Annotated in this window: 22 protein-coding genes; 3 read left to right on the top strand and 19 right to left on the bottom strand. The window is 72.4% G+C overall.

Going from position 1 to position 22717, the window contains the following annotated elements; all coding sequences use genetic code 11:
* Positions 1-13 precede the first annotated feature (13 nt).
* Together ACLIYP_RS20700 and ACLIYP_RS20695 are read right to left on the bottom strand one after the other, a co-directional pair.
* Complete coding sequence (locus tag ACLIYP_RS20700; RefSeq protein WP_412714622.1) at positions 14-796, bottom strand: helical backbone metal receptor; 783 nt, start codon at positions 794-796, stop codon at positions 14-16.
* Positions 793-1269: an OsmC family protein gene (locus tag ACLIYP_RS20695; RefSeq protein WP_412714621.1), complete on the bottom strand. Its 477-nt coding sequence runs from the start codon at positions 1267-1269 to the stop codon at positions 793-795. The genes ACLIYP_RS20700 and ACLIYP_RS20695 overlap by 4 nt, the downstream gene beginning before the upstream one ends.
* Before the next feature lie 87 nt (positions 1270-1356).
* Here ACLIYP_RS20695 and ACLIYP_RS20690 point away from each other — a divergent pair, with 87 nt between their 5' ends.
* Complete coding sequence (locus ACLIYP_RS20690) at positions 1357-2265, top strand: 5'-3' exonuclease (RefSeq protein WP_412714623.1); 909 nt, start codon at positions 1357-1359, stop codon at positions 2263-2265.
* 57 nt (positions 2266-2322) lie between these two features.
* Here ACLIYP_RS20690 and ACLIYP_RS20685 read toward each other — a convergent pair whose 3' ends face one another.
* The 11 genes from ACLIYP_RS20685 to ACLIYP_RS20635 all read right to left on the bottom strand — a co-directional run bounded on the left by ACLIYP_RS20685 (position 2323) and on the right by ACLIYP_RS20635 (position 14451).
* Entirely contained in the window at positions 2323-5130 is a 2808-nt protein-coding gene (locus ACLIYP_RS20685) for a DEAD/DEAH box helicase (RefSeq protein ID WP_412714620.1), read from the bottom strand.
* A 44-nt stretch (positions 5131-5174) separates the two neighbouring features.
* The gene (locus ACLIYP_RS20680) at positions 5175-6092 is read right to left on the bottom strand and encodes a diacylglycerol kinase (protein WP_412714619.1); all 918 of its coding nucleotides are present in this window, start codon (positions 6090-6092) and stop codon (positions 5175-5177) included.
* A gap of 17 nt (positions 6093-6109) precedes the next feature.
* Complete coding sequence (gene tatC, locus ACLIYP_RS20675) at positions 6110-7018, bottom strand: twin-arginine translocase subunit TatC (protein ID WP_412714618.1); 909 nt, start codon at positions 7016-7018, stop codon at positions 6110-6112.
* Between the two features lie 136 nt (positions 7019-7154).
* The gene (gene tatA, locus ACLIYP_RS20670) at positions 7155-7436 is read right to left on the bottom strand and encodes a Sec-independent protein translocase subunit TatA (RefSeq protein ID WP_412714617.1); all 282 of its coding nucleotides are present in this window, start codon (positions 7434-7436) and stop codon (positions 7155-7157) included.
* A 269-nt stretch (positions 7437-7705) separates the two neighbouring features.
* Positions 7706-7903 (bottom strand): hypothetical protein, encoded by a 198-nt coding sequence (locus ACLIYP_RS20665; protein ID WP_410539231.1) that lies wholly within the window; start codon positions 7901-7903, stop codon positions 7706-7708.
* A gap of 98 nt (positions 7904-8001) precedes the next feature.
* Positions 8002-8964, bottom strand: coding sequence for a helix-turn-helix transcriptional regulator (locus tag ACLIYP_RS20660; protein ID WP_412714616.1), 963 nt, complete (start codon positions 8962-8964; stop codon positions 8002-8004).
* A gap of 100 nt (positions 8965-9064) precedes the next feature.
* A complete protein-coding gene (locus tag ACLIYP_RS20655) occupies positions 9065-10048 on the bottom strand; it encodes a helix-turn-helix transcriptional regulator (RefSeq protein ID WP_412714615.1) in 984 nt (327 codons plus the stop codon).
* Between the two features lie 114 nt (positions 10049-10162).
* Complete coding sequence (locus ACLIYP_RS20650) at positions 10163-10534, bottom strand: FKBP-type peptidyl-prolyl cis-trans isomerase (RefSeq protein ID WP_412714614.1); 372 nt, start codon at positions 10532-10534, stop codon at positions 10163-10165.
* A 79-nt stretch (positions 10535-10613) separates the two neighbouring features.
* On the bottom strand, positions 10614-11633 hold the full coding sequence (locus ACLIYP_RS20645) for an FKBP-type peptidyl-prolyl cis-trans isomerase (protein ID WP_412714613.1): 1020 nt from the start codon (positions 11631-11633) through the stop codon (positions 10614-10616).
* Between the two features lie 163 nt (positions 11634-11796).
* Positions 11797-13158, bottom strand: coding sequence for a Pup--protein ligase (gene pafA / locus ACLIYP_RS20640; RefSeq protein ID WP_412714612.1), 1362 nt, complete (start codon positions 13156-13158; stop codon positions 11797-11799).
* Between the two features lie 9 nt (positions 13159-13167).
* A complete protein-coding gene (locus ACLIYP_RS20635; RefSeq protein WP_412714611.1) occupies positions 13168-14451 on the bottom strand; it encodes an MFS transporter in 1284 nt (427 codons plus the stop codon).
* A gap of 168 nt (positions 14452-14619) precedes the next feature.
* Here ACLIYP_RS20635 and ACLIYP_RS20630 point away from each other — a divergent pair, with 168 nt between their 5' ends.
* Positions 14620-15711, top strand: coding sequence for a LacI family DNA-binding transcriptional regulator (locus ACLIYP_RS20630; protein ID WP_412714610.1), 1092 nt, complete (start codon positions 14620-14622; stop codon positions 15709-15711).
* Positions 15712-15764: 53 nt separating this feature from the next.
* Here the strand turns inward: ACLIYP_RS20630 and prcA are convergent, their stop codons facing one another.
* From prcA to arc, 5 genes are all read right to left on the bottom strand, one after another.
* Complete coding sequence (gene prcA / locus ACLIYP_RS20625) at positions 15765-16535, bottom strand: proteasome subunit alpha (RefSeq protein ID WP_412714609.1); 771 nt, start codon at positions 16533-16535, stop codon at positions 15765-15767.
* Between the two features lie 22 nt (positions 16536-16557).
* A complete protein-coding gene (prcB, locus tag ACLIYP_RS20620; RefSeq protein ID WP_410539224.1) occupies positions 16558-17403 on the bottom strand; it encodes a proteasome subunit beta in 846 nt (281 codons plus the stop codon).
* 125 nt (positions 17404-17528) lie between these two features.
* Positions 17529-17747: a ubiquitin-like protein Pup gene (locus tag ACLIYP_RS20615; RefSeq protein ID WP_093662349.1), complete on the bottom strand. Its 219-nt coding sequence runs from the start codon at positions 17745-17747 to the stop codon at positions 17529-17531.
* A gap of 195 nt (positions 17748-17942) precedes the next feature.
* Positions 17943-19454: a depupylase/deamidase Dop gene (gene dop, locus ACLIYP_RS20610; protein WP_412714608.1), complete on the bottom strand. Its 1512-nt coding sequence runs from the start codon at positions 19452-19454 to the stop codon at positions 17943-17945.
* Between the two features lie 259 nt (positions 19455-19713).
* Positions 19714-21480 (bottom strand): proteasome ATPase, encoded by a 1767-nt coding sequence (arc, locus tag ACLIYP_RS20605; RefSeq protein WP_412714607.1) that lies wholly within the window; start codon positions 21478-21480, stop codon positions 19714-19716.
* Positions 21481-21758: 278 nt separating this feature from the next.
* On the opposite strand from arc, the gene ACLIYP_RS20600 reads away from it, so the two are divergent.
* A complete protein-coding gene (locus ACLIYP_RS20600) occupies positions 21759-22070 on the top strand; it encodes a ferredoxin (RefSeq protein WP_412714606.1) in 312 nt (103 codons plus the stop codon).
* A gap of 109 nt (positions 22071-22179) precedes the next feature.
* Here ACLIYP_RS20600 and ACLIYP_RS20595 read toward each other — a convergent pair.
* Positions 22180-22717, bottom strand: a 538-nt coding sequence (locus ACLIYP_RS20595; protein ID WP_412714605.1) for a hypothetical protein, incomplete at its 5' end; no start/stop codon positions are given.

The raw sequence follows: 22717 nt of genomic DNA, 5'->3' as shown, positions 1-22717 counted from the left end.
CGGCGCGCGCCGGTCAGGGCGGCGGAGCGGCAGGCGGAGCGGCAGGCGGAGCGGCAGGCGGAGCGGCCGAAGCCTCGGCCAGCGCCGCGCCGAGCACGGCCGGCGCCTCGGCCAGCGAGGGCCCGTACCAGGTCAGGTGCCGTCCGCTGACGAGGGCCGCGGGCAGACCGGGGAACGCCTCGGGGCCGTCGCCGGCGGTGAAGCGGTACGGCTCGTCGGGCAGCACCACGAGGTCGGCCCGCCCCGGCTCGTTCAGCTCCCCGATCCCGACGCGCGGATAGCGCTCGGCGTGACCGGCGTAGGCGTTGCGCACACCGAGGCGGGCCAGGATGTCGCCCGCGAAGGTGTCCCGGCCCAGCACCATCCACGGCCGCCGCCAGACGGGCACCACGGCGGTGGCGCCGACGGCGGGCCGCACCGCGCTCCAGACCTCCTCGGCCTCGTCCAGCCAGGCGGGCCGGGGCAGCCCGCATCCGGCGGTGAGCACCCGTTCCAGCTCGGCGAACGCCTGCGGGAGCGTGCGGACCTCGGTGACCAGCACCTCGATGCCCGCGCCCCGCAGGGCGGCGAGGTCGGCGGGGCGGTTCTCCTCCTCGTTGGCGACGACCAGATCGGGGCGGAGGGCCGCGATCCGATCCAGGTCGGGGTTCTTGGTGCCCCGCACCCGCACCACGTCCAGACCGGGCGGATGGCTGCACCAGTCGGTGGCCCCGACCAGCAGTTCCGGCCCGGTGGCGGCGACGGCCTCGGTCAGGGACGGCACCAGCGAGACGACCCGGCGGACGGTGCCGGTCACGGCCGTACCGCCACCGTCGGCTCGTGCCGCACTGGGAAGGCGACGGAGCGTGCGATGAAGCACACCGCCCCGACCTCGCCGTGCAGGGCCAGGGCCTTCTCCCGCATCGGCTCCTCGGCCACGGACACCTCGGGCCGCAGCACCACCTCGGTGAACCGTCCGCCGCCCCCGGCGCCGTCCATGGTCATGGTGCCCACGGGACGGTCGGTGTAGCCGGTGACCACCACGCCCGCGGTCGCGCACAGGTGCAGGTACCACAGCAGATGGCACTGGGAGAGGGAGGAGACCAGCAGCTCCTCGGGGTTCCAGCGGGCCGGGTCGCCGCGGAAGGCGGGATCGGCGGAGCCGGGCAGGGGCGCTCTGCCGCCGGCCAGGACCTCGTGGTCCCGGCTGTACGCCCGGTAGTCCCGCGTCCCGGCTCCGAGGTTCCCGGTCCACTGCAGGGTGAGTTCGTAGCGGTGGGTGGCTGCCATGCGGCCACCCTAGGCCCGGCCGTCCCGGCGCGGGGCCCCACTGTCCGACCGGTGCGGCATGATCGGTGCGTGACCACGCGACGCACGATGCTCCTCGACACCGCTTCCCTGTACTTCCGTGCCCACTTCGGGGTCCCCGAGTCGGTCAGGGCACCCGACGGCACGCCGGTCAACGCGGTGCGCGGGCTGCTGGACTTCATCGCCCGCCTGGTGCGCGACCACCGCCCCGACGACCTGGTGGCCTGCATGGACAACGACTGGCGGCCTCGGTGGCGGGTCGAGCTGATCCCGTCCTACAAGGCGCACCGGGTGGTGGAGGAGTCCGATCGGGGTCCGGACGCCGAAGAGGTGCCCGACACCCTCTCCCCGCAGATCCCGGTGATCGAGGAGGTGCTGGACGCGGTCGGCATCGCCCGGGTCGGCGCGGACGGCTACGAGGCCGACGACGTCATCGGCACCCTCGTCCGCCGGTCCGGCGGCCCGGTGGACGTCGTCACCGGCGACCGCGACCTGTTCCAGCTCGTCGACGACGCACGCGGGGTGCGGGTGCTCTACCCCGTCAAGGGCATGGGCGACCCCATGGTCGTCGACGAGGCCGCCCTGCGGGAGAAGTACGGCGTGGCCGGCGGGGCGGCGTACGCGGACCTGGCCCTGCTGCGCGGCGACCCGAGCGACGGGCTTCCTGGCGTGGCCGGCGTCGGCGAGAAGACCGCGGCCCGGCTGCTGGAGGCGTACGGCGACCTGGACGGCATCCTGGCCGCCGTCGGCGACCCCTCCTCCGCTCTGACGCCCGCGCAGCGGCGGAGGCTGGAGGCGGCGCGGGAGTACCTGGCCGTGGCGCCGAAGGTGGTGCGGGTGGCCGGGGACGTGGCGCTGCCGGAGTTCGACCCGGCGCTTCCGGCCGAGCCGCTGCACGCCCGGGAGCTGGAGGAGCTGGCCGGGCGGTGGGGACTGGGCGGATCGCTGCGGCGGCTGCTGGACGCCCTGGCGGAGTGAGCTGCCGGGCGACCGGGCCGGGAGCGTGCTCGCGAGGCAGCGCCCCGTGCCGGTGCGTCAGCCGACGGAGGTGTACGCCACCACGCCGCGCACGACCTTCTCGGACGCCTTGCGGGCGTTGCGCGCCACCGTGCCGCCCTCGGGAGCCGCCGCGGCGATCTGGCCGAGCACGTCGACCAGTTGCTTGCACCAGCGCACGAAGTCGCCGGCGGGCATCTCGGCCTCCCGCAGCACCGAGTCCAGGCTGTCGCCCTCCGCCCAGCGGTAGGCGGCCCAGGCGAAGCCGAGGTCGGGCTCGCGCTGGCCCACGCCCTCGGACTGGTTGATCCGGTGCTCCTCCTCCAGGGCGTCCAGCCGGCCCCAGATGCGGACCATCTCGCCCAGCGCCTCCTTGGCCTTCCCTCCGGGCAGCACCGGCTGCAGTGCGTCGTCGGAGGAGCGCGCCTCGTACACCAGGGCCGAGGCGCAGGCGGCCAGTTCGGTCGGGGACAGCCCCTCCCAGACGCCCTCGCGCAGGCACTCGCTCGCCAGCAGGTCCAGCTCCCCGTAGAGCCGGGCCAGCCGTCGGCCGTCGTCGGTCACCTCGTCGCCGCGCAGGTAGCCCAGGTCGGTGAGGAGTGCGTAGACGCGGTCGAAGGTGCGGGCGATGGTGTTGGTGCGGCCCTCGATGCGGCGTTCCAGTTGCCGGGTGTCGCGCTTGAGGCGGTGGTAGCGCTCCGCCCAGCGGGCGTGCGCCTCGCGCTCGTCGCAGCCGTGGCAGGGGTGGGCGCGGATGGCCTTGCGCAGCCGTGCGATCTCGGTGTCGTCGGCGGCCTCCGAGCGCTGCCTGCGGCGGGTGCGCCCCGGCTCGTGATGGCCTGCCCTGGTGCGCAGCGCGGAGGCCAGGTCCCGGCGGGACTGCGGGCTGCGCGGATTGAACGACTTGGGGATCCGCATCCGCTCCAGCGGCTCGACGGGCACGGGGAAGTCCATCGAGGCCAGCCGCTTGACCTGCCGGGCGGCGGTCAGCACCAGCGGGCGGGGGCCGTCGTGGTGGTCCCAGCCGCGGTGTCCGTGGCTGCGCCCGGCCGGGACGCCCGGGTCCAGTACGAGCGCCAGACCGGCGAACTTGCCGGTGGGCACGTGGATCACGTCGCCAGGCCGCAGCTTCTCCAGCGAGTCGGCCGCGGCCGCGCGCTGCTGGAGGGCGCCCTGGCGGGCCAGTTCGGTCTCACGGTCCTTCAGTTCGCGCCGCAGCCGCGCGTACTCCTCGAAGTCCCCCAGGTGACAGGTCATCGCCTCGCGGTAGCCCTCCAGGCCCTCCTCGTTGCGCTGGACCCTCCGGGAGATGCCGACGACCGCGCGGTCGGCCTGGAACTGCGCGAAGGACGTCTCCAGCAGTTCGCGCGAGCGGTGCCGCCCGAACTGCGAGACCAGGTTGACCGCCATGTTGTACGACGGGCGGAAGGAGGAGCGCAGCGGGTAGGTGCGGGTGCCGGCGAGCCCGGCCAGGGCGCCCGGGTCCATGCCGCGCTGCCACAGCACCACCGCGTGGCCCTCGACGTCGATGCCGCGCCGTCCGGCGCGGCCGGTGAGCTGGGTGTACTCGCCGGGGGTGATGTCGACGTGCTGCTCGCCGTTCCACTTGACCAGCTTCTCCAGCACCACCGACCGGGCGGGCATGTTGATGCCCAGGGCGAGGGTCTCGGTGGCGAAGACGGCCTTGACCAGGCCGCGGACGAACAGCTCCTCCACGACCTCCTTGAAGGTCGGCAGCATGCCCGCGTGGTGCGCGGCGATGCCCCGCTCCAGGCCCTCCAGCCACTCGAAGTAGCCGAGCACGTGCAGGTCCTCGTCGGGGATGGAGGCGGTGCGCTCCTCCACCAGCTCGCGCACCCGCGCCCGTTCCCCGGCGTCGTTCAGCCGCAGTCCGGCGTACAGGCACTGCTGCACGGCCGCCTCGCAGCCGGCGCGGCTGAAGATGAAGGTGATCGCCGGGAGCAGTCCCTGGGAGTCGAGCTGGTCGATCACCTCGGGGCGGCTGGGCGTCCAGATCCGGCTGCGCTGGCGCCGCTCGCGCTCCCGGTCGGCCTCGCGCACCGGCTTGCCCCGGCGCCGGTCGCGGAAGGCGGGCAGGCGGCTGTTCTCCAACTGGGCCATGCGCAGCAGGTCCGGGTTGACCTCGCGCCGGCCGTTCTTCTCCTCGAACAGGTCGTACATCCGCCGCCCGGCCAGCACGTGCTGCCACAGCGGCACGGGCCGGTGCTCGGAGACGATCACCTCGGTGTCGCCGCGGACGGTGTCCAGCCAGTCCCCGAACTCCTCGGCGTTGGAGACGGTCGCCGACAGGGACACCAGCGTCACCGACTCGGGGAGGTGGATGATGACCTCCTCCCAGACCGCGCCGCGGAACCGGTCGGAGAGGTAGTGCACCTCGTCCATCACCACGTAGCCCAGGCCCGCGAGCGCCTGCGAGCCGGCGTAGAGCATGTTCCGCAGGACCTCGGTGGTCATCACGACCACCGGTGCGCCGGAGTTGATGCTGTTGTCGCCCGTCAGCAGGCCGACCCGCTGCGCGCCGTGGCGTTTGACCAGGTCGTTGTACTTCTGGTTGGACAGCGCCTTGATGGGCGTGGTGTAGAAGCACTTGCGGCCCCGGGCGAGGGCCAGGTGGACGGCGAACTCGCCCACGATCGTCTTGCCGGATCCGGTGGGCGCGGCGACCAGTACGCCCTTGCCGGCCTCCAGTGCCCTGCACGCCTCGATCTGGAACGGGTCCAGTTCGAAGTCGTACATCTCGCGGAAGGGAGCCAGAGCGGTGGCCTGCTCGGCGGCGCGGACCCGGGCGGCGGCATAGCGCTCTGCTGGGGACATGTCCTCGGTCATCGTACTTACGAGCCTACCGGCCGTCGCCGACAGAACACCGGCCTTTACGGCCCGGCGGGCTCCGGCGCCAGCACCCGTACCGCCCCCGGAACCGCCTCGACCGTGAGCGGCAGCGGTCCCAGCGGCTCGCCGTCGGCGTAGCCGGTCACCGTCTCCCCGGGCGTGGCGGCCTCCAGGGTCACCTTCGCCGCCCGGTGCACGGTGACGGCGGGGTGGGACAGGTGGGTGCCGCGGTAGACGCGCGGGAAGACCCGCAGCAGGGTGGTACGGGTGCACTCCCCCACCACCGTGACGTCCAGCAGGCCGTCGTCGAGGCGGGCGTCGGCGCAGATCCGCATGCCTCCCCCGTAGGAGGGGCCGTTCCCGACGGCGACCAGTGTCGCGTCGATCTCCAGCGGCGGGCCGTCGTCGAGCGTGACGCGGTACGGGACCGTCCGCAGCCCGGCCAGTTCGGCGAGCATCGCCACGTCGTAGCGCAGGCGCCCGGCGGGCCGGCGCATGCGGTTGGCGCGGTCGTTGACGCGGGAGTCGAAACCGGAGGCCAGCACGCTGCCGTACCAGCGTCCGCCGACCCGGCCGAGGTCGATGCGCCGGCTCCGCCCCTCCTTGAGCGTCCGCGCGATCACCCGCCCCGCCCCGGCCGGGTCGCGCACGGGCAGACCCAGCGCGCGGGCGATGTCGTTGCCTGTGCCGACCGCGACGACGCCCAGCGGTGTGCCGGTGCCCGCCACCGCCTGGAGGGCGAGGGAGGCCATGCCGTCCCCGCCGACGGCGACCAGCGCGCCGGTGCCGCCGCGTACGGCCTGCCGCGCCCGGGTGAGCGCGTCGTCGGCGTCCGCGCCGACGACCGTGCGCACCGAGAAGCCCGCCTCACGCAGGGCGCGTGCGGCGGGCTGGGCGGCTCCCGCACCGCGGCCGTGGCCGGCGGTGGGGTTGACGAACAGGGTGATCTCGCTGGTCACGCGCGGACCATACCGGCTCAGGTGGCGTCGTCGTAACCGTTGCGCCTGGCCGGGCCGTCCTCGGTGGTGCTCTCGGGCAGTGCGGAGGGGGCGTCGACGGACTCGATCGCGCCGACCTTCTCCGGGGTGTGATCGAGCGGGGACGCCTCGTCGTCGCTCAGTCCGGCGTAGGGGTCCTTGCGGCTGCGGCGGCGGTCGTTGAACAGGGAGATCCCGACGGCGATGAAGTACAGCAGCACGATCGGCGCGGCCAGGGCGCCCATGGTCAGCGGGTCGCCGCTGGGGGTGGCGACGGCGGCGAAGAGGGTGATGGAGACGACCATGGCCCGCCACCAGCCCAGCAGCCTGCGGCCGGTGAGGATGCCGCCGAAGTTCAGCATCACCAGTACCAGGGGCAGCTCGAAGGCCAGCCCGAAGACGATCACCATCCGCGTGATGATGTCGAGGAGCTCGTCCAGCGGGACGAGGTTGCCGGTGCCCTCGGGGGTGAACTCGATCAGGGTGGCGGCCATCGTCGGCAGGACGATGTAGGCGAGGTAGGCGCCGCCGAGGAAGAGCGGCACGCCGGCCGCGACGAAGGAGCGGGCGTACTTCTTCTCGTGGCTGTGCAGGCCGGGGGCGAGGAAGGCCCACAGCTGGTAGAGCCAGACCGGGCAGGCCAGCACCATGCCGGTGGTGAGCCCGACCTTGAGCATGAGGGTGAAGGGCGCGATCACACCGCTGATGGTGATCTCGGCACAGGCCTCGCCCTCCTCGGCGGCCCGGCCGAAGCCCGCGGTGCAGCCGACGGCGTCGCGGAGGGGATCGGTGAGGAAGTCGGCGATCTGCTTGTAGTACACCAGCCCGACGACGGTGACGGCCAGGATGGCCAGCACCGACTTCATCAGGCGGTTGCGCAGCTCCCGCAGGTGCTCCGCGAGTGGCATGCGCCCCTCGGGATCCCTCTGCGGCTTCCCCTGTCTGCGGGCGGACTTGAGCAACCCACGTCCTCGGTGTCAGTGGCGGTGTGCCGGGTGTCTGGGCTCGTGCGGCGCCTGGCCCGTCACCGGGCCCGGGCCCGGATCAGTTCTTGGTGGTCTGCTGGTCGGGCTCGGTCACCGGGCGGGAGCTGGTGACGTCGCCGGGCGCGGCCTGGATGGTCTTGGGCGCGGCCTGCTGGGCGGAGGCGTCCTGCTGGGCGGCCTCGGTCTCGCTCTCCTTCTTCATGGCCTTGGCCTCGCTCTTGAGGATGCGGGCCGACTTGCCGAGCGAACGGGCCATGTCGGGGAGCTTCTTGGCGCCGAACAGCAGCAGGACGACGAGGAGGATCAGTACGATCTCCATGGGCCTCAGATTGCCGATCATGTGCCACTACCTTCTCGCCGGGGCGGCGGTCTCCGTGCCTGCCCTACTGATTCGGACGGGCTTCCTCGTACTGGTGCGCTGGCAGCGATCGTAACCCCGGGGGGTGAACGCGGGGCAATGCCTCAGCGTCATCCCGGTGCCGGTCACGGACGCAGCGCGTACGCCGTCTTGAAGGGTACCGCCCCGGGGTCCGGACATGGAGGGGGCGACGCCAGACGGTGCCCCGGGGCACCCCGTCCGTACCCCGCCTGCAGCCGCCCGTGCCCGCTTCAGCGCTCGACGCGCGCCCGTGCGGCCAGGGGGGTCGCGGCCCGCTCCAGGTCCTCCGCGGCCCTGGCGACGCGCTCGCAGCCGTCGCCGACCGCGCGGGCGAAGCGCCGCACCTCCAGTCCCACCCGGACGGCGAGGACGCCGAGCACGGCGATTCCGCAGAAGGCGAGCGTGAGGAAGAACATGGGCCAGAGCATGGGGCGAGCGTAGTGGACGGCCGCGGCCGGAGCGGGGAGGCCCCGGCCGGGCGGGCCCGGGCTGCGCAGGTTCGGGCTGCGCAGATCCGGACCGGTGCTCAGTCGCCGTACGCCGCCAGCGCCGCCCGCGCCGCGTCCCGGGCGCTGTCGGCCAGTTCCCGCGGGGAGACGATCCGGCCGTCGCGGCCCAGCCGCAGGGCCAGGCGGCGCAGGGAGGCCGGGTCGGGGGCGCGCAGGGTGATGCGCAGACCGCCCTCGGGCAGTTCCTCGGCGCTGTCGTGCGGGTAGTACTCGGCGACCCAGCGCCCGCCCGGTCCCACCTCGATCACCACCTGCGGATCTTCGGCGGAGGGCTGGACCAGCCCTTCGGACAGGTCGCGCAGCTCCACCGGCGGGGGGTCGGAGGGCTCGTCCAGCAGCCTGATCTCGGCCACCCGGTCCAGCCGGAAGGTGCGGTGCGCCTCGGACAGGCGGCACCAGGCCTCGACGTAGGTGTGGCCGACGGCGAACAGTCGGATCGGGTCGATCTCGCGCTCGGTCAGGGTGTCCCGCGTCGGCGAGTAGTAGCGGATCCACAGCCGGCGGCGCTCGGCGATGGCCCGGTCGACGTCCGCGAAAACCCCGCCCTCGGACTCGAAGGTGACCGACAGCCGGGAGCTGGCCCCGGCGCTCTCGCCCGCCGCCGCCTCGATCTTGGCGGTGGCGCGCTGGAGGGCCTCGCGGTCGCCCTCGCGCAGCCCCGGCAGGGTGGCGACGGCCCGCGCGGCCACCAGCAGGGCGGTGGCCTCGTCGGCGGCCAGCCGCAGCGGCTCGCCGGTGCTGGAGCCCACCGCGTCGGCGTTGTGCCACCAGATGCGCTCGCCGTCGGTGTCGATGTCCAGCAGGTCCCCGCCGCGGAAGCTGGTGCCGCACATCGGCAGGACGTGGAGGTCGGAGATCAGCTCGTCGGTGGTGATGCCGAAGGCGCGGGCGACGTCCTCGACGCGGGCGCCGGGCCGCTCGCGCAGATACGTCACCAGGGACAGCATCCGGCGGGTCTGGTCGATGGCGTTGGTGGCCATGTCGGTGGTGCCTCTTCCCTCGCGTTCCCTCAAACCCTTGCCGGCCCCGTGCGGACCCGTGCGGTCCTGCTCCGGGCCCGTCGGCCCCCGGCGGGGCCCGTCATCCCTTGGCTACGGCGCGCAGCCGGTCCACCACGTCGGCCCGCAGCTCGGCGGGCTCCAGCACGACCACGTCCGGCCCGAACTCCACCAGCCAGGCGTCCAGCCCGTGGCCGTAGGGGATCTCCAGTTCGTCCCAGCCGTCCCCGGCCTCGCGCACCTCCGAGGCCCTGGCCCGCAGCGGGTAGCCGGCGCCCTGCCGCAGCCGGATGCGGGCGGTGGCGGTGGCGATCTCCCCCGCCCAGCGCTCGACGGTCTCGCGGACGGTGACGTGGTCGGGCACCTCGGCGGTGTAGGCACCGGCGCGGGAGCGCACCGGCCCGGTGATGCGCGAGAGCCGGAAGACCCGCTCGGCGCCCCGGTCGCGGTCGTGGCCCGCCAGGTACCAGTGGCCGCGCCAGCACTCCAGCGTCCACGGCTCCACGTGCCGGGTCTCGGGACGGGCGGCGTTGGACTTGCGGTAGGCGAAGGTGACCGGGCGCCGGTCGCGGCAGGCGAGCATCAGCGGTTCGAAGGCGGCCTCGCGCACGGGGATGCGCGGCTCCAGGGCGCTGTGGCCGGCGTACGGGTCGTCCGCGCCGGTGTCGGCCAGCGGCATCCCGGCGGCGCGCAGCTTCTGCAGGGCGCCGCTGGCGGCCCCGGCCAGCCGGGCCTGCTGCCAGACCTTGGCGGCCAGGGTGAGGGCGGCGGCCTCCTCGGCGTCCAGGACGACGGGCGGGAGGCGGTTGCTGTCGCGGCGGGCCTGGTAGGCGATCTCGCCCTCCAGGTTCTCCACCGTCTCGATCACCAGGCCGAGCTCGCGCAGATCGTCCTTGTCGCGCTCGAACATCCGGTTGAAGGCGTCCTCGCCGCCCCTGCCGGAACCCCCGCCGACCTCCAGGTACGCCTCGATCGACGCCCGCAGCTCGCGCTTGGTCAGCGGGCGCCGCGTCCCCAGCAGGCACAGCGCCAGATTCATCAGCCGCTCGGCCTTGGCAATGGCCATCGACGCCCTCTCTCGTACTTGTCCCGACCGTCGACCGTACCGCTCCGGACGGGCCCGGTACAAAGCCCGGGCCCCCGCCGTGCGGCGGGGGCCCGGGCCGGTGTTCCACCTGTCTCAGACGGAGACCAGATCGCAGACGAAGATGAGCGTCTCGCCCGGCTTGATCCGGCCGCCGGCGCCCCGGTCGCCGTACGCCATGTGGGGCGGGATGATCAGCTGGCGGCGCCCGCCGACCTTCATGCCCTGCACGCCCTGGTCCCAGCCGGAGATGACCTGGCCGACGCCGAGCTGGAAGCGCAGCGGGGTGCCGCGGTTCCAGCTCGCGTCGAACTCCTCACCGGTGGAGAAGGCGACGCCCACGTAGTGCACGGAGACGGTGTCGCCGGCCTTGGCGACCGGTCCGTCGCCCTCCCAGATGTCCTTGATCTCCAGGTCGGCCGGGGGCTCGCCGCCCGGGAAGTCGATCTCGGGCTTTTCGATGCTCACGAAATTGCTCCTACGAACTTTTCCATCGGTCAACCGGGCCAGTCTCGCAGACCCGGCGGGCCGCCGCCGTCGGAGATCGTCAGACCTTGCCGACGATGTCCACGACGAACACCAGCGTGTTCTCGGCCAGCTCCGACTGCGGGTTGCTTGCGTAGGCGAGGTCCGGCGGGATGACCAGGAGGACTCGGTCTCCGACCTTCTTGCCGACCAGGGCGTCGTCCCAGCCCTTGACGACCTTGCCGGTGCCGATCTGGAAGGCGGTGGCGCCGCCGTGGTCCCAGGAGGAGTCGAACTTCTTCCCGTCCTCCCACTTGACTCCGGTGTACTGGGCGATCAGGCCGTCGCCGGCCTTCACCTCGGGCCCGTCGCCCTCGATCAGCACCTGCTGCTTCAGCTTTCCGGGAGCCTTCTCGCCCTTGGGGACGGTGATGGTGGCGGCCTTCCGCTCGTTGGCCTTCACCTCGGGCATGCCCTCGCCCGTGGCCGCCTGCTCGCCCTCGGCCTCGGCCTCGGCGTCGGTCTTGGCGGAGGCGACGGCGTCGATCACCCAGACCATGCTGTCGGCCCCGTCGATTCCCAGCTGCGGGTTGATCGAGTCGCCCATGATCGCCTCGGCGGTGCCCTCGACCAGGACGCGGCTGCCGGCCCGCTCGCCGATCAGGGACCGGGTGACCGGCTCGGGGAGCCCCTGCGCCTCACCGAGACGGAGGACCTCCTGGCGGCGGGCGTCACCCTCGGAGGCGCCCTCGGGCTGCTGCTTCCAGGTGTTGATCAGCTCCTGGCCGTTGCTGGTCATCAGGATGTCGATGCGGACGAAGTCGCCCTCGGCGAGCTTGTCGCCCTTGCCCTCGGTGACCGTCCGCGTGGCGGCCTCGTCCGGGGCCTCGGCGTCCTCGGCGACGGTTACCTTGGGCTCCTCGCCGACCTTGCCGGAGACCTTCGTGGTGGCCTCGGAGGAGCCGTCGGAGCCATCGGACCCGTCGGAGCCGCACGCCGCGGTGAAGAGCATGGCAGGCACGACCAGTGCCGCGGCGACGCGGCGGCCGACCTTCGCCAGGGAGCGGGGGTGTGGGGGGCGTCCCCCTCGAGATTGCAGCATCAGTCCAACTCGCGGTGTAGGAGGTGTCCGGGCGTTCCGGGCGTGTCCGGCCACTCTACGGGCCGCCCGGCCCACCTCCCACAACTCGCGGAAGGACCGATTTCGTTCCCGGTCCCGGGACCGTGCCGGTGTGCCACGGCCCCGGGCACGCCCGCCGCCGGGCTCACATACCGGCGATGAGCTTCTCCACCCGCTCGTCCACCGAACGGAACGGGTCCTTGCACAGCACCGTGCGCTGGGCCTGGTCGTTCAGCTTCAGGTGCACCCAGTCGACCGTGAAGTCGCGGCGCTGCTCCTGGGCCCGGCGGATGAAGTCGCCGCGCAGCCGGGCACGGGTGGTCTGCGGCGGCACGGACTTGCCCTCGAAGATCTTGACGTCGTTGCAGATCCGGGCCGCCTGTCCCTTCCGCTCCAGCAGGTAGTACAGCCCGCGGCGACGGTGGATGTCGTGGTAGGCGAGGTCTATCTGGGCGATCCGGGGGTGGGACATGGTGATGTTGTTCTTGGCCCGGTACCGCTCGATGAGCTGGTACTTCATCACCCAGTCGATCTCGGTGTTGACCTTGTCGAGTTCCTGGGTGCGGACCGCCTCCAGGGTGCGGCCCCACAGCTCCAGCACCTGGTCCACCACGCCCGTGCGGATGCCCCGGCGCTCGCAGAAGTCGGCGGCCTTCTCGTAGTACTCCTGCTGCACCTCCAGCGCGGAGGCCTCGCGCCCGTTGGCCAGCCGGACCTTGCGCCGGCCGGTGATGTCGTGGCTGACCTCGCGGATCGCCCGGATCGGGTTCTCCAGGGTGAGGTCGCGCATGACCGTGCCGGCCTCGATCATGCGCAGCACCAGGTCGGTGGCGCCGACCTTGAGCAGCATGGTCGTCTCGGACATGTTGGAGTCGCCGACGATGACGTGGAGGCGGCGGTAGCGCTCGGCGTCGGCGTGCGGCTCGTCGCGGGTGTTGATGATCGGCCGGGACCGGGTGGTGGCCGAGCTGACGCCCTCCCAGATGTGCTCGGCGCGCTGGCTGACGCAGTAGACCGCGCCGCGCGGGGTCTGGAGCACCTTGCCGGCGCCGCAGATGAGCTGCCTGGTCACCAGGAACGGGATGAGGACGTCCGCCAGACGCGAGAACTCCCCGTGCCGGGCCACGAGGTAGTTCTCGTGGCAGCCGTAGGAGTTGCCCGCCGAGTCGGTGTTGTTCTTGAACAGGTAGACGTCGCCCGCGATGCCCTCCTCGTGGAGGCGTCGCTCGGCGTCGACGAGGAGTCCTTCGAGGATGCGCTCGCCGGCCTTGTCGTGGGTGACCAGCTCGGTCACGTTGTCGCACTCCGGAGTGGCGTACTCCGGATGCGATCCCACGTCGAGGTAGAGGCGGGCTCCGTTGCGGAGGAAGACGTTGCTGCTGCGGCCCCATGACACGACACGGCGGAAGAGGTACCGCGCCACTTCGTCAGGAGACAGGCGCCGCTGTCCCCGAAACGTACACGTGACGCCGTACTCGTTCTCCAGCCCGAAGATTCGGCGGTCCATGAATGAACTTTACGCCTGATGCCCGGTTTTGAAACCGGCTCCGGCACCCCCGTTCCGATCACTTTCCATCCGGGCGACGGCATCGGGGGACGGGGTGCGGACCGGGGCCGGGAGCCGGGCGGGAGCCGCCAGGACCCGCCCGGTGGCCAGCAGGACCAGCAGCGCGGCCAGGCCGCCCGCACCGGCGACGAGGAAGCCCGCCGGAGCCCCGCCCCACTCGATGACCGGGCCCACCACGGCCGTCCCCGCCGCGGCTCCGACGCCGAAGGACGTCACCAGCCAGGAGAACGCCTCCGTGACCGTGCCCGGCGGCGCGTGCCGGTCCACCACCACGAAGGCGCAGGCCAGCGCGGGGGCCAGGAAGAGCCCCGCGAGCCCGGTCAGGAAGGTCATCGCCACGGGGCCCGGCGCCAGCGCCAGCGGCAGGTAGCCGGCCGCCAGGGCGGCCACCAGGGCGCGCAGCCGGGCCTCGGGCTCCCCCGCCCAGGTCCGGGCTCCGTAGGCCAGGCCGCCGACCAGCGCGCCGGCGCCCAGCGCCGAGAGCAGGTAGCTGGAGATCAGTTCGTCGCCGTGGCCGTCGGCGTAGGCGACCGCGGCCACGGCGATCGTCCCCAGGGCGAGGCCGACGAAGAAGAACGAGCCCAGCAGGGCGAGCAGGCCGCCGGAGCGCAGGGCGCCCAGCCAGTGCGCCTCGCGCGGCTCGGAGCGCCAGCGGCGGGAGGGCGGCGAGACGACCACGGACAGGGCGCCGAGCACCCCCAGGGCGTTGATCACCAGCAGGGCCGCGGCCTCGCTCCAGAAGGCCACCAGCACCGTGACGGCCAGCGGTCCCAGGGTGAACATGACCTCCTGGGCCACCGCGTCCAGCGCGTAGGCGGCGTGCACCCGGTCGGGGTGCTTCAGGACGGACGGCCACAGGGCGCGCAGGCCGCCCTCCAGGGGCGGGGTGAACAGGCCGGCTGCGGCTACCGCCGCGTAGGCGACGGGCAGCGGCTCGATGCCGGTGAGGGCGAGGGCGGCCATGCCCAGACCGGAGAGCAGCGCGGCGGGCAGCATCACCCTCGGCTGGCCCCACAGGTCCACCGCACGGCCCAGCAGCGGCTGGCCGACGGCGTTGGACAGCCCGTAGACGGCCGACAGCGCGCCCGCCAGGGTGTAGCTGCCGCCTTCCGCTCGGGTGAACAGCACGATCGCCAGGGCGGCGGTGGCGTTCGGCAGCCGGCCGACCAGGGTGCCGGCGAGCAGCCGCGCGGCGTGCCTGGCGCGCAGCAGTTCGGCGTAGCCCGTCGCCATGGATCGTCTCCTCTTCCCCGGATTCCTCCGGCGACCCGAGAGTGTTACGTATAACCCGCTCCGTCATACGTACCATGAGTCAGCCCCCGGGTCCATGCCGGCCCCGGGGCCCGCACCGCCCGCCCGCACCGCCCGCCCGCACCGTCCGTCCGCTCCGGGAGCCAGCCAGTGCCCATCGACCGCCCCCGGCCCACGAGCCGGGACGTGGCGCGCGCCGCCGGGGTCTCGCAGGCGGCCGTCTCCCTGGTGCTGGGCGGCAAGTGGCGCGGCCGGGTCTCGCCGGGCAAGGCCGAGGCGGTGCGGGAGGCGGCACGGGAGCTGGGCTACCGGCCGAACCTGGCCGCGCGCAGCCTGCGGCTGGGACGCACCCGGACCGCGCTGCTGGTCGTCCCGGCGCTCACCAACGAGTTCTTCGCCCGGGTCCACGCGGGCGCCGCGCGGGTGGCCGCCGAGCACGGCTTCGGGGTGGTGCTCTACCCCTCGCCGGAGGGCGTCGGCCCGGCCCGGGACCCCTTCGACTCCGCCGGCGCCGCTCTCGACGGCGTGATCGCCTCCTCGATGGCCTCCGAGGCGCTGGCGGCCCTGCGCTCCGGCGGTGAGCTGCCCCTGGTGATGCTCGACAGCGGGCCGGAGAACACCCAGGCCGCGGCCACCGTCAACCTCGACATCGCCGACGGCATGCGGCAGGCGGTGGCGCATCTGCTGGAGCTGGGCCACCGCCGGGTGGCCCACATCGCCGCGGCGGTGGACTCCTGGACCTTCCGGGTGCGGGCCGCGGCACTGGCCGAGGCCCTGGCCGGGGCCGGCTGTCCGCCTCCGCCGACCTGGACGGCCGGTCTGGACGTGGCCGCCGCGGCGCGGGCCGCCGCACAGGCGCTGGCGGCGGTCCCCCGGCCGACCGCGCTGGTGTGCGACGACGACGTGCTCGCCGCGGGCGCGTGCAAGGCGGTGCGGCGGCTGGGACTGCGGGTGCCGCAGGACGTCTCGGTGACCGGCTTCGACGATCTGGCGCTCGCCCGGGCGGTCGAGCCGGAGCTGACGACGGTACGGCTGCCCGCCGAGGACGCGGGGGCGGCCGGAATGCGGGCTCTGCTGGCTGTCCTGGACGGCCGGGGGGAGGGCGCCGTCCTGGACGGCCGGACGCGGGAGGCCGGCGGCCCCGGATCCCCCGCCAGGGTGACCACCCTGCCGGTGCGGCTGACCGTGCGGGGCTCCACCGCCCCGCCCCCGGACGCGCCCGTGGGCCCCGGCGGGCGCTGAGCGCGGCCGGGGCCCACGGGACTGTCGACGGAGGCGGGGCGGGGGTGCGGGGGCTACTCCTCGGAGGCGGAGGACTCCCCCGAGGAGTCTCCGCCGGACGTCTCCCCCGCGGACGCGGAGGTACCGCCCTCCTCCAGCAGCCGGGAGAGCTGCCGGCCGAGCACCCGCTTGAACTTGCGCTGCTGGGGCCTGGTGCGGTCCAGGACGGCGACCTCGAGCTGGTCGGCGGTGAGGGTGCGCTCGCCGCCGTTGCTGTCCCGGCTCAGGGAACCCACCGCCAGTTCGAGGGCCTCGGCCAGGGTCATCCCGTCCCGGTGGCGCTGTTCGAGGTAGCTGCCGATCTGGTCGGAATTGCCGCCGACCGCCACCGAGCCGTGCTCGTCGACGATCGAGCCGTCGTGCGGCAGCCGGTAGATCTGGTCGTCCTCGGGGCCCTCCCCGACCTCGGCGACGATCAGCTCCACCTCGTACGGCTTCTCCGCCGCACTGGAGAAGATGGTGCCCAGGGTCTGGGCGTAGACGTTGGCCAGGCCCCTCGCGGTGACGTCCGTGCGGGCGTAGGTGTAGCCGCGCAGGTCGGCGTAGCGGACGCCGCCGATGCGCAGGTTCTCGAACTCGTTGTACTTGCCCACCGCCGCGAAGGCGATCCGGTCGTAGATCTCGCTGACCTTGTGCAGCGCCCGAGAGGGGTTCTCGGCGACGAACACGATGCCGTCGGCGTACTGCAACACGACCACGCTGCGACCGCGCGCGATGCCCTTGCGGGCGTACTCGGCGCGGTCCGCCATGGCCTGCTGGGGTGAGACATAGAACGGCGTCGACACCGGCTATCGGTCCCTTCCTGATCTAGAGCACAGGGGCCTGGGGCCCGTTGGGCGACTGGAGCCGGCCGTCGTGCACCGAGCGGGCGATCTCGGCGACCTCCTCCTCGGTGAGCCTGCGGAAGCCGTCCTCGGTGATCACCGTGACGACGGGGTAGATCCGGCGCACCAGGTCGGGTCCGCCGGTGGCGGAGTCGTCGTCGGCGGCGTCGTAGAGGGCCTGGACGACGACCGTGGCCGCCTGCTGCTCGCTGAGGTCGTCGCGGTGCAGCTTCTTGAGCGAGCCGCGCGCGAAGACCGAGCCGGAGCCGACCGCCGCGAAGCCCTGCTCCTCGGAGCGCCCGCCGGTCACGTCGTAGGAGAAGATGCGGCCCCTGTCCCGGTCCACGTCGTACCCGGCGAACAGCGGGATCACCGCCAGGCCCTGCATGGCCATGCCGAGATTGCCGCGGATCATCGTGGACAGGCGGTTGGCCTTGCCCTCCAGGGACAGCTGGGTGCCCTCGACCTTCTCGAAGTGCTCCAGCTCCAGCTGGAAGAGCCTGACCATCTCCACGGCGAGCCCGGCGGTCCCGGCGATGCCGACGGCGCTGTACTCGTCGGCCGGGAAGACCTTCTCGATGTCGCGCTGGGCGATCATGTTGCCCATCGTCGCGCGCCTGTCGCCGGCCAGCACCACGCCGCCGGGGAAGGTGACCGCGACGATCGTCGTGCCGTGCGGCGCCTCGACGGCGCCCTTCACGGGCGGGAGCGGGCGGTTGCCGGGGAGCTGCTCGGGCGCGTGCTCGGACAGGAAGTCCATGAACGAGGACGAGCCCGGCGTCAGGAAGGCAGCAGGCAGACGCCCTGTGCTACGGGTGTTGGCTTCCACACGTTTCCTTCCACCAGATCGTGAGACCGGATCTTGAGAATCCTGCACGGACCTTACCCGTGGCGGCGGATGTCATCCGTCCCGCACCCCCGCCGTCGCGGGGGTGCGGGACGGACGGGCACGCCTTACTCGCCGCCCTTCTGCACGAAGGAGCGCACGAAGTCCTCGGCGTTCTCCTCCAGCACGTCGTCGATCTCGTCCAGCACGGAGTCCACCTCGTCCGACAGCGCCTCCTGGCGCTCCTTGAGGTCCTCCGAGACCTGCGCGTCCTGCGCCTGCTCGTCGACCTCCTCGGTGGAGCGTGCCGCCTTCTGCTGACCGCCGCCGGTGTCCTTGGTCGCCATATACCTCACCCCGCTCGGTTGGACGGTACAAGATCAGACCCTACAAGCCGGGCCTGACATCGGCTCTTCCCGTGCCGGTGGCGCTTTCCTGCCGTACCACTGCCGTACCACTGCCGCGCCGCCGTCACAGACGTTCGGAAGCCATCTCCATGATTCCCTCATCCGGAGACGTTCAGCCGTCCCTTCTCCCCCGGTTCACTTCCCGGACAGCGCCCTGACCAGCTCCTCCGCCGTGCGGCAGCGGTCGAGCAGCTCGCTGACGTGGGCGCGCGTACCGCGCAGCGGCTCCAGGGTGGGTACCCGCTGGAGGGAGTCCCGACCCGGCAGGTCGAAGATCACCGAGTCCCAGGAGGCCGCGGCCACCGCGTCGGCGTACCGCTCCAGGCACTGGCCGCGGAAGTAGGCGCGGGTGTCCTCCGGGGGCTGGGAGCGGGCCCGCTCCACCTCCGCCTCGTCCAGCAGCCGCTTCATCCGGCCGCGGGCCGCCAGGCGGTTGTACAGGCCCTTGTCGGGGCGCACGTCGGCGTACTGCAGGTCCACCAGGTGCAGCCGGGCAGCGTCCCAGTCCAGGCCGTCGCGGCGCCGGTAGCCCTCCATCAGCTCCCGCTTGGCGACCCAGTCCAGCTCGCCCGCCAGGCTCATCGGGTCGCTCTCCAGACGCCCCAGGACGTCCTCCCAGCGGGCCAGCACGTCCCTCGTCTGCTCGTCCGCGTCCTGCCCCCAGCGCTCCTCCACGTACTTGCGGGCCAGCTCGTAGTACTCCATCTGGAGCTGTACGGCGGTCAGTGTCCGCCCGCTGCGCAGCGTGATCGGACGGCGCAGCGCCGGATCGTGGCTGACCTGGTGGAGGGTGCGCACGGGCTGGTCGACGGCCAGGTCGACGGCGATGAAGCCGTCCTCGATCATGGACAGCACCAGGGAGGTGGTGCCCAGCTTGAGGTAGGTGGAGATCTCCGACAGGTTGGCGTCGCCGACGATCACGTGCAGCCGGCGGTACTTCTCGGCGTCGGCGTGCGGCTCGTCGCGGGTGTTGATGATCGGCCGCTTGAGGGTGGTCTCCAGGCCGACCTCCACCTCGAAGTAGTCGGCCCGCTGGCTGATCTGGAAGCCGTGCTCGGAGCCGTCCTGGCCGATCCCGACGCGTCCGGCGCCGGTGACGACCTGGCGGGAGACGAAGAAGGGCGTCAGGTGGCGCACGATGTCCGAGAAGGGGGTCTCCCGCTTCATCAGGTAGTTCTCGTGGCAGCCGTAGGAGGCGCCCTTGTTGTCGGTGTTGTTCTTGTAGAGGTGGATCGGCTGGGCGCCGGGCACCTCGGCGGCGCGCCGGGCGGCCTCGGCCATGATCCGCTCGCCGGCCTTGTCCCAGAGCACGGCGTCCCTCGGGTTGGTGACCTCGGGGGCGCTGTACTCGGGGTGCGCGTGGTCCACGTACAGCCGCGCGCCGTTGGTGAGGATCACGTTGGCCAGGCCGATGTCCTCGTCCGTGAGCTGGCTGGAGTCGGCGGCCTCGCGCGCGAGGTCGAAGCCCCGGGCGTCCCGCAGCGGGTTCTCCTCCTCGAAGTCCCAGCGGGCGCGGCGCGCCCGGTGCATCGCCGCCGCGTAGGCGTTGACGACCTGGGACGAGGTGAGCATGGCATTGGCGTTCGGGTGACCGGGGACGGAGATCCCGTACTCCGTCTCGATGCCCATCACTCGCCGTACGGTCATGCGGCCCTCCTTGCCCGGCGGCGGCCCGCCTTTGGGCCACCGCTCAAGTCCCGCTGCGCATCCGGCCCCTGCGTGGCCCCTGGCCTCGCACTCCGCATGGCGGCGGTACGGACGAGCCTAGGGCCGTCGGGGCGTGGTTGGGAGATCACTGCGGACTTCCCGTGTTTCCTCGGTGGAGATCGGTCCGAAAAGATCCGGCTGCGGACGCCCGCCCCGCCTCTCGACGGGGACACGGGCATCCGCAGCCGGACGGTGTCTTCTACAGGTACTGACCGGTGTTGGCCACCGTGTCGATGGAGCGTCCGGTGTCCGCGCCCTGCTTTCCGGTGACGAGGGTGCGGATGAAGACGATCCGCTCGCCCTTCTTGCCGGAGATGCGGGCCCAGTCGTCGGGGTTGGTGGTGTTGGGCAGGTCCTCGTTCTCCTTGAACTCGTCCACGCACGCGGCGAGCAGGTGGGAGACCCGCAGACCCTTCTGGTTGTGGTCGAGGAAGGCCTTGATCGCCATCTTCTTGGCCCGGTCGACGATGTTCTGGATCATCGCGCCGGAGTTGAAGTCCTTGAAGTACAGGACCTCCTTGTCACCGTTGGCGTAGGTGACCTCCAGGAAGCGGTTCTCCTCGGACTCGGCGTACATCTGCTCGACGACCGACTGGATCATCCCGGCGACGGTGGCCCCGGGGTCGCTGTTGTGCTCCGCGAGGTCGTCCGAGTGCAGCGGGAGGTTCGGGGTCAGGTACTTCGAGAAGATGTCCTTGGCGGCCTCGGCGTCCGGACGCTCGATCTTGATCTTCACATCGAGGCGGCCCGGGCGCAGGATCGCCGGGTCGATCATGTCCTCGCGGTTGGAGGCGCCGATGACGATGACGTTCTCGAGCCCCTCCACACCGTCGATCTCCGAGAGCAGCTGCGGGACGATGGTGTTCTCCACGTCCGAGCTGACACCGGAGCCGCGGGTGCGGAACAGGGAGTCCATCTCGTCGAAGAAGACGATGACGGGTGTGCCCTCGCTCGCCTTCTCCCTCGCCCGCTGGAAGACCAGCCGGATGTGCCGCTCGGTCTCGCCGACGTACTTGTTCAGCAGCTCGGGGCCCTTGATGTTGAGGAAGTAGCTCTTCCCCTGGGGCTGCCCGGTCACCTCGGCGACCTTCTTGGCAAGGGAGTTGGCCACGGCCTTGGCGATGAGGGTCTTGCCGCAGCCGGGCGGGCCGTAGAGCAGAACGCCCTTGGGCGGGCGGAGTTCGTGCTCCTTGAACAGGTCCGGGTACAGGTAGGGGAGCTCCACCGCGTCGCGGATCAGCTCGATCTGACCACCCAGGCCACCGATCTTGTTGTAGTCGATGTCCGGGACCTCTTCGAGGACGAGCTCCTCGACCTCGCTCTTGGGCACGACCTCGTAGACGTACCCCGAGCGCGGCTCCAGCAGCAGCGCGTCACCGGCCCGGAGCGTGGCCTTCATAAGGGGCTCTGCGAGCCTGACCACGCGCTCCTCGTCGGTGTGCCCGATCACCAGGGCGCGCTCGCCGTCCTCCAGGACCTCCTTGAGGGTGACGATGTCCCCGGCGCGTTCGAACTCCATGGCCTCGACCACGTTGAGCGCCTCGTTGAGCATGACCTCCTGGCCACGCCTGAGCTCACCGAGGTCGACGCTGGGGCTGACGTTCACCCGGAGCTTGCGCCCGCCGGTGAAGATGTCGGCCGTACCGTCCTCGTTCGCCTGCAGAAAAACCCCGAAGCCGGCCGGTGGCTGGGCCAGCCGGTCGACCTCCTCCTTGAGGGCCACGATCTGGTCACGGGCCTCACGGAGGGTGTTGGCGAGCCGCTCGTTCTGTGCGGACACACCGGCCAGATTCGTCTGCAGCTCGACGATCCGCTCCTCGAGAATCCGAGTGTGGCGCGGAGAGTCGGCGAGCTTGCGGCGCAGGACGGCGATCTCCTGCTCGAGATGGGCAACCTGGCCTGCCGGGTCGTCGGAACCCCGTTCGGGCCGGATGCCGCGGTTGATGTCGTCGTCGTGGGCTGCCACGGTCCTCACCTCCTCCAAGGGGAGCTGGACGCTTCCTGACCCTACCTGGACCCGTGGGGGTTGAAACCCCTAGATCACAAACACGGTCGGGGTGTGTCTGATCTTCACCCTTGCGCACTCCCTTACCCCGGGTGAATACCCACCCAACCTCGCCGGAAAGCGGCCGGTTGTATCGTCTGAAGCGTCAACCCCCGTCACGGGTGGCTCTATTCCGCCAAGATCACACCGACAATCCGTCACACGGTCCGGTCACGAGCGCAGGAACGGCAGGCAGCAACATGGGCTCGCACAACGAGCAGACCACAGAGCTGGAAGTCTGGATCGACCAGGAACTCTGCACCGGCGACGGCATCTGCGCGCAGTACGCGCCCGAGGTCTTCGAGCTGGACATCGACGGGCTCGCCTACGTGAAGGGCCCCGCCCCCGCGGGCGGGGAGGCGGAGCTGCGCACGGAGCCGGGCGCCACCGCCCCCGTCCCGCTCCCGCTGCTCGGCGACGTGGCGGACTCGGCCAAGGAGTGCCCGGGCGAGTGCATCCACGTGCGCCGGGTGACCGACGGTGTCGAGGTGTACGGCCCCGACGCCGGGTAGCGCCGGACAGGGCAGAACAGAACCGGACAGGCCGAGGCAGGCCGAGGCTGTGCCGGGCGGTGCCGGGAGCACAGCGGTGCTCCGGCCTCCGGCGGCGTTGCGTGACCGCTCAGACACTCCGGGCGGTCGGCGCCGCCTCCAGCACGAACTTCCCGCCCCGCCACTCCCATTCGACGTCCCGGGCCCTGTCGGGACAGCAGCGGGGCACGTCCGGCGAGGAGTAGCCCAGCAGCCTGGCGAATACCGTGCGGTCGCGAACGGTCAGGTCCTGCACCGTCATCCCCTCCTCGGGGTCCACCAGGGTCTCGGCGACCCGGGGCCGGCCTCCCTCGCGCGCGGGATGGGCCAGGACGTACACCCCGCTGGGTGGGGTGCCGATCCCCGCGGCGCAGCGGACCACCGCGACGGTCTCGGCCCGGCCGTCGCCGTCGAAGTCCACGGCCGCCCTGTCGACCACCTCGGCCTCCACCGGGCCGCAGTCCAGCGGATAGCGGGCCGTGTCCGCGTCCGGGCCGGGAGTCACCGCGGCGGTCTCCCGCGGCTGGGTGGCGTCGGCTCCGGCCGGCTCCAGCAGCGCGGAGGCCCCCAGCAGCGCGCCCACCGCCGCGGCGGTGGCGAGCCAGTGCGGCGCGCGGGCGCGGGTGTGG

Source organism: Streptomyces nanhaiensis, from assembly GCF_046614825.1.
Classification (GTDB): Bacteria; Actinomycetota; Actinomycetes; order Streptomycetales; family Streptomycetaceae; genus Streptomyces; species Streptomyces radiopugnans.
The sequence above is the reverse complement of the archived record's forward strand: the minus strand, read 5'-3'. Positions and strand labels throughout refer to the sequence as shown.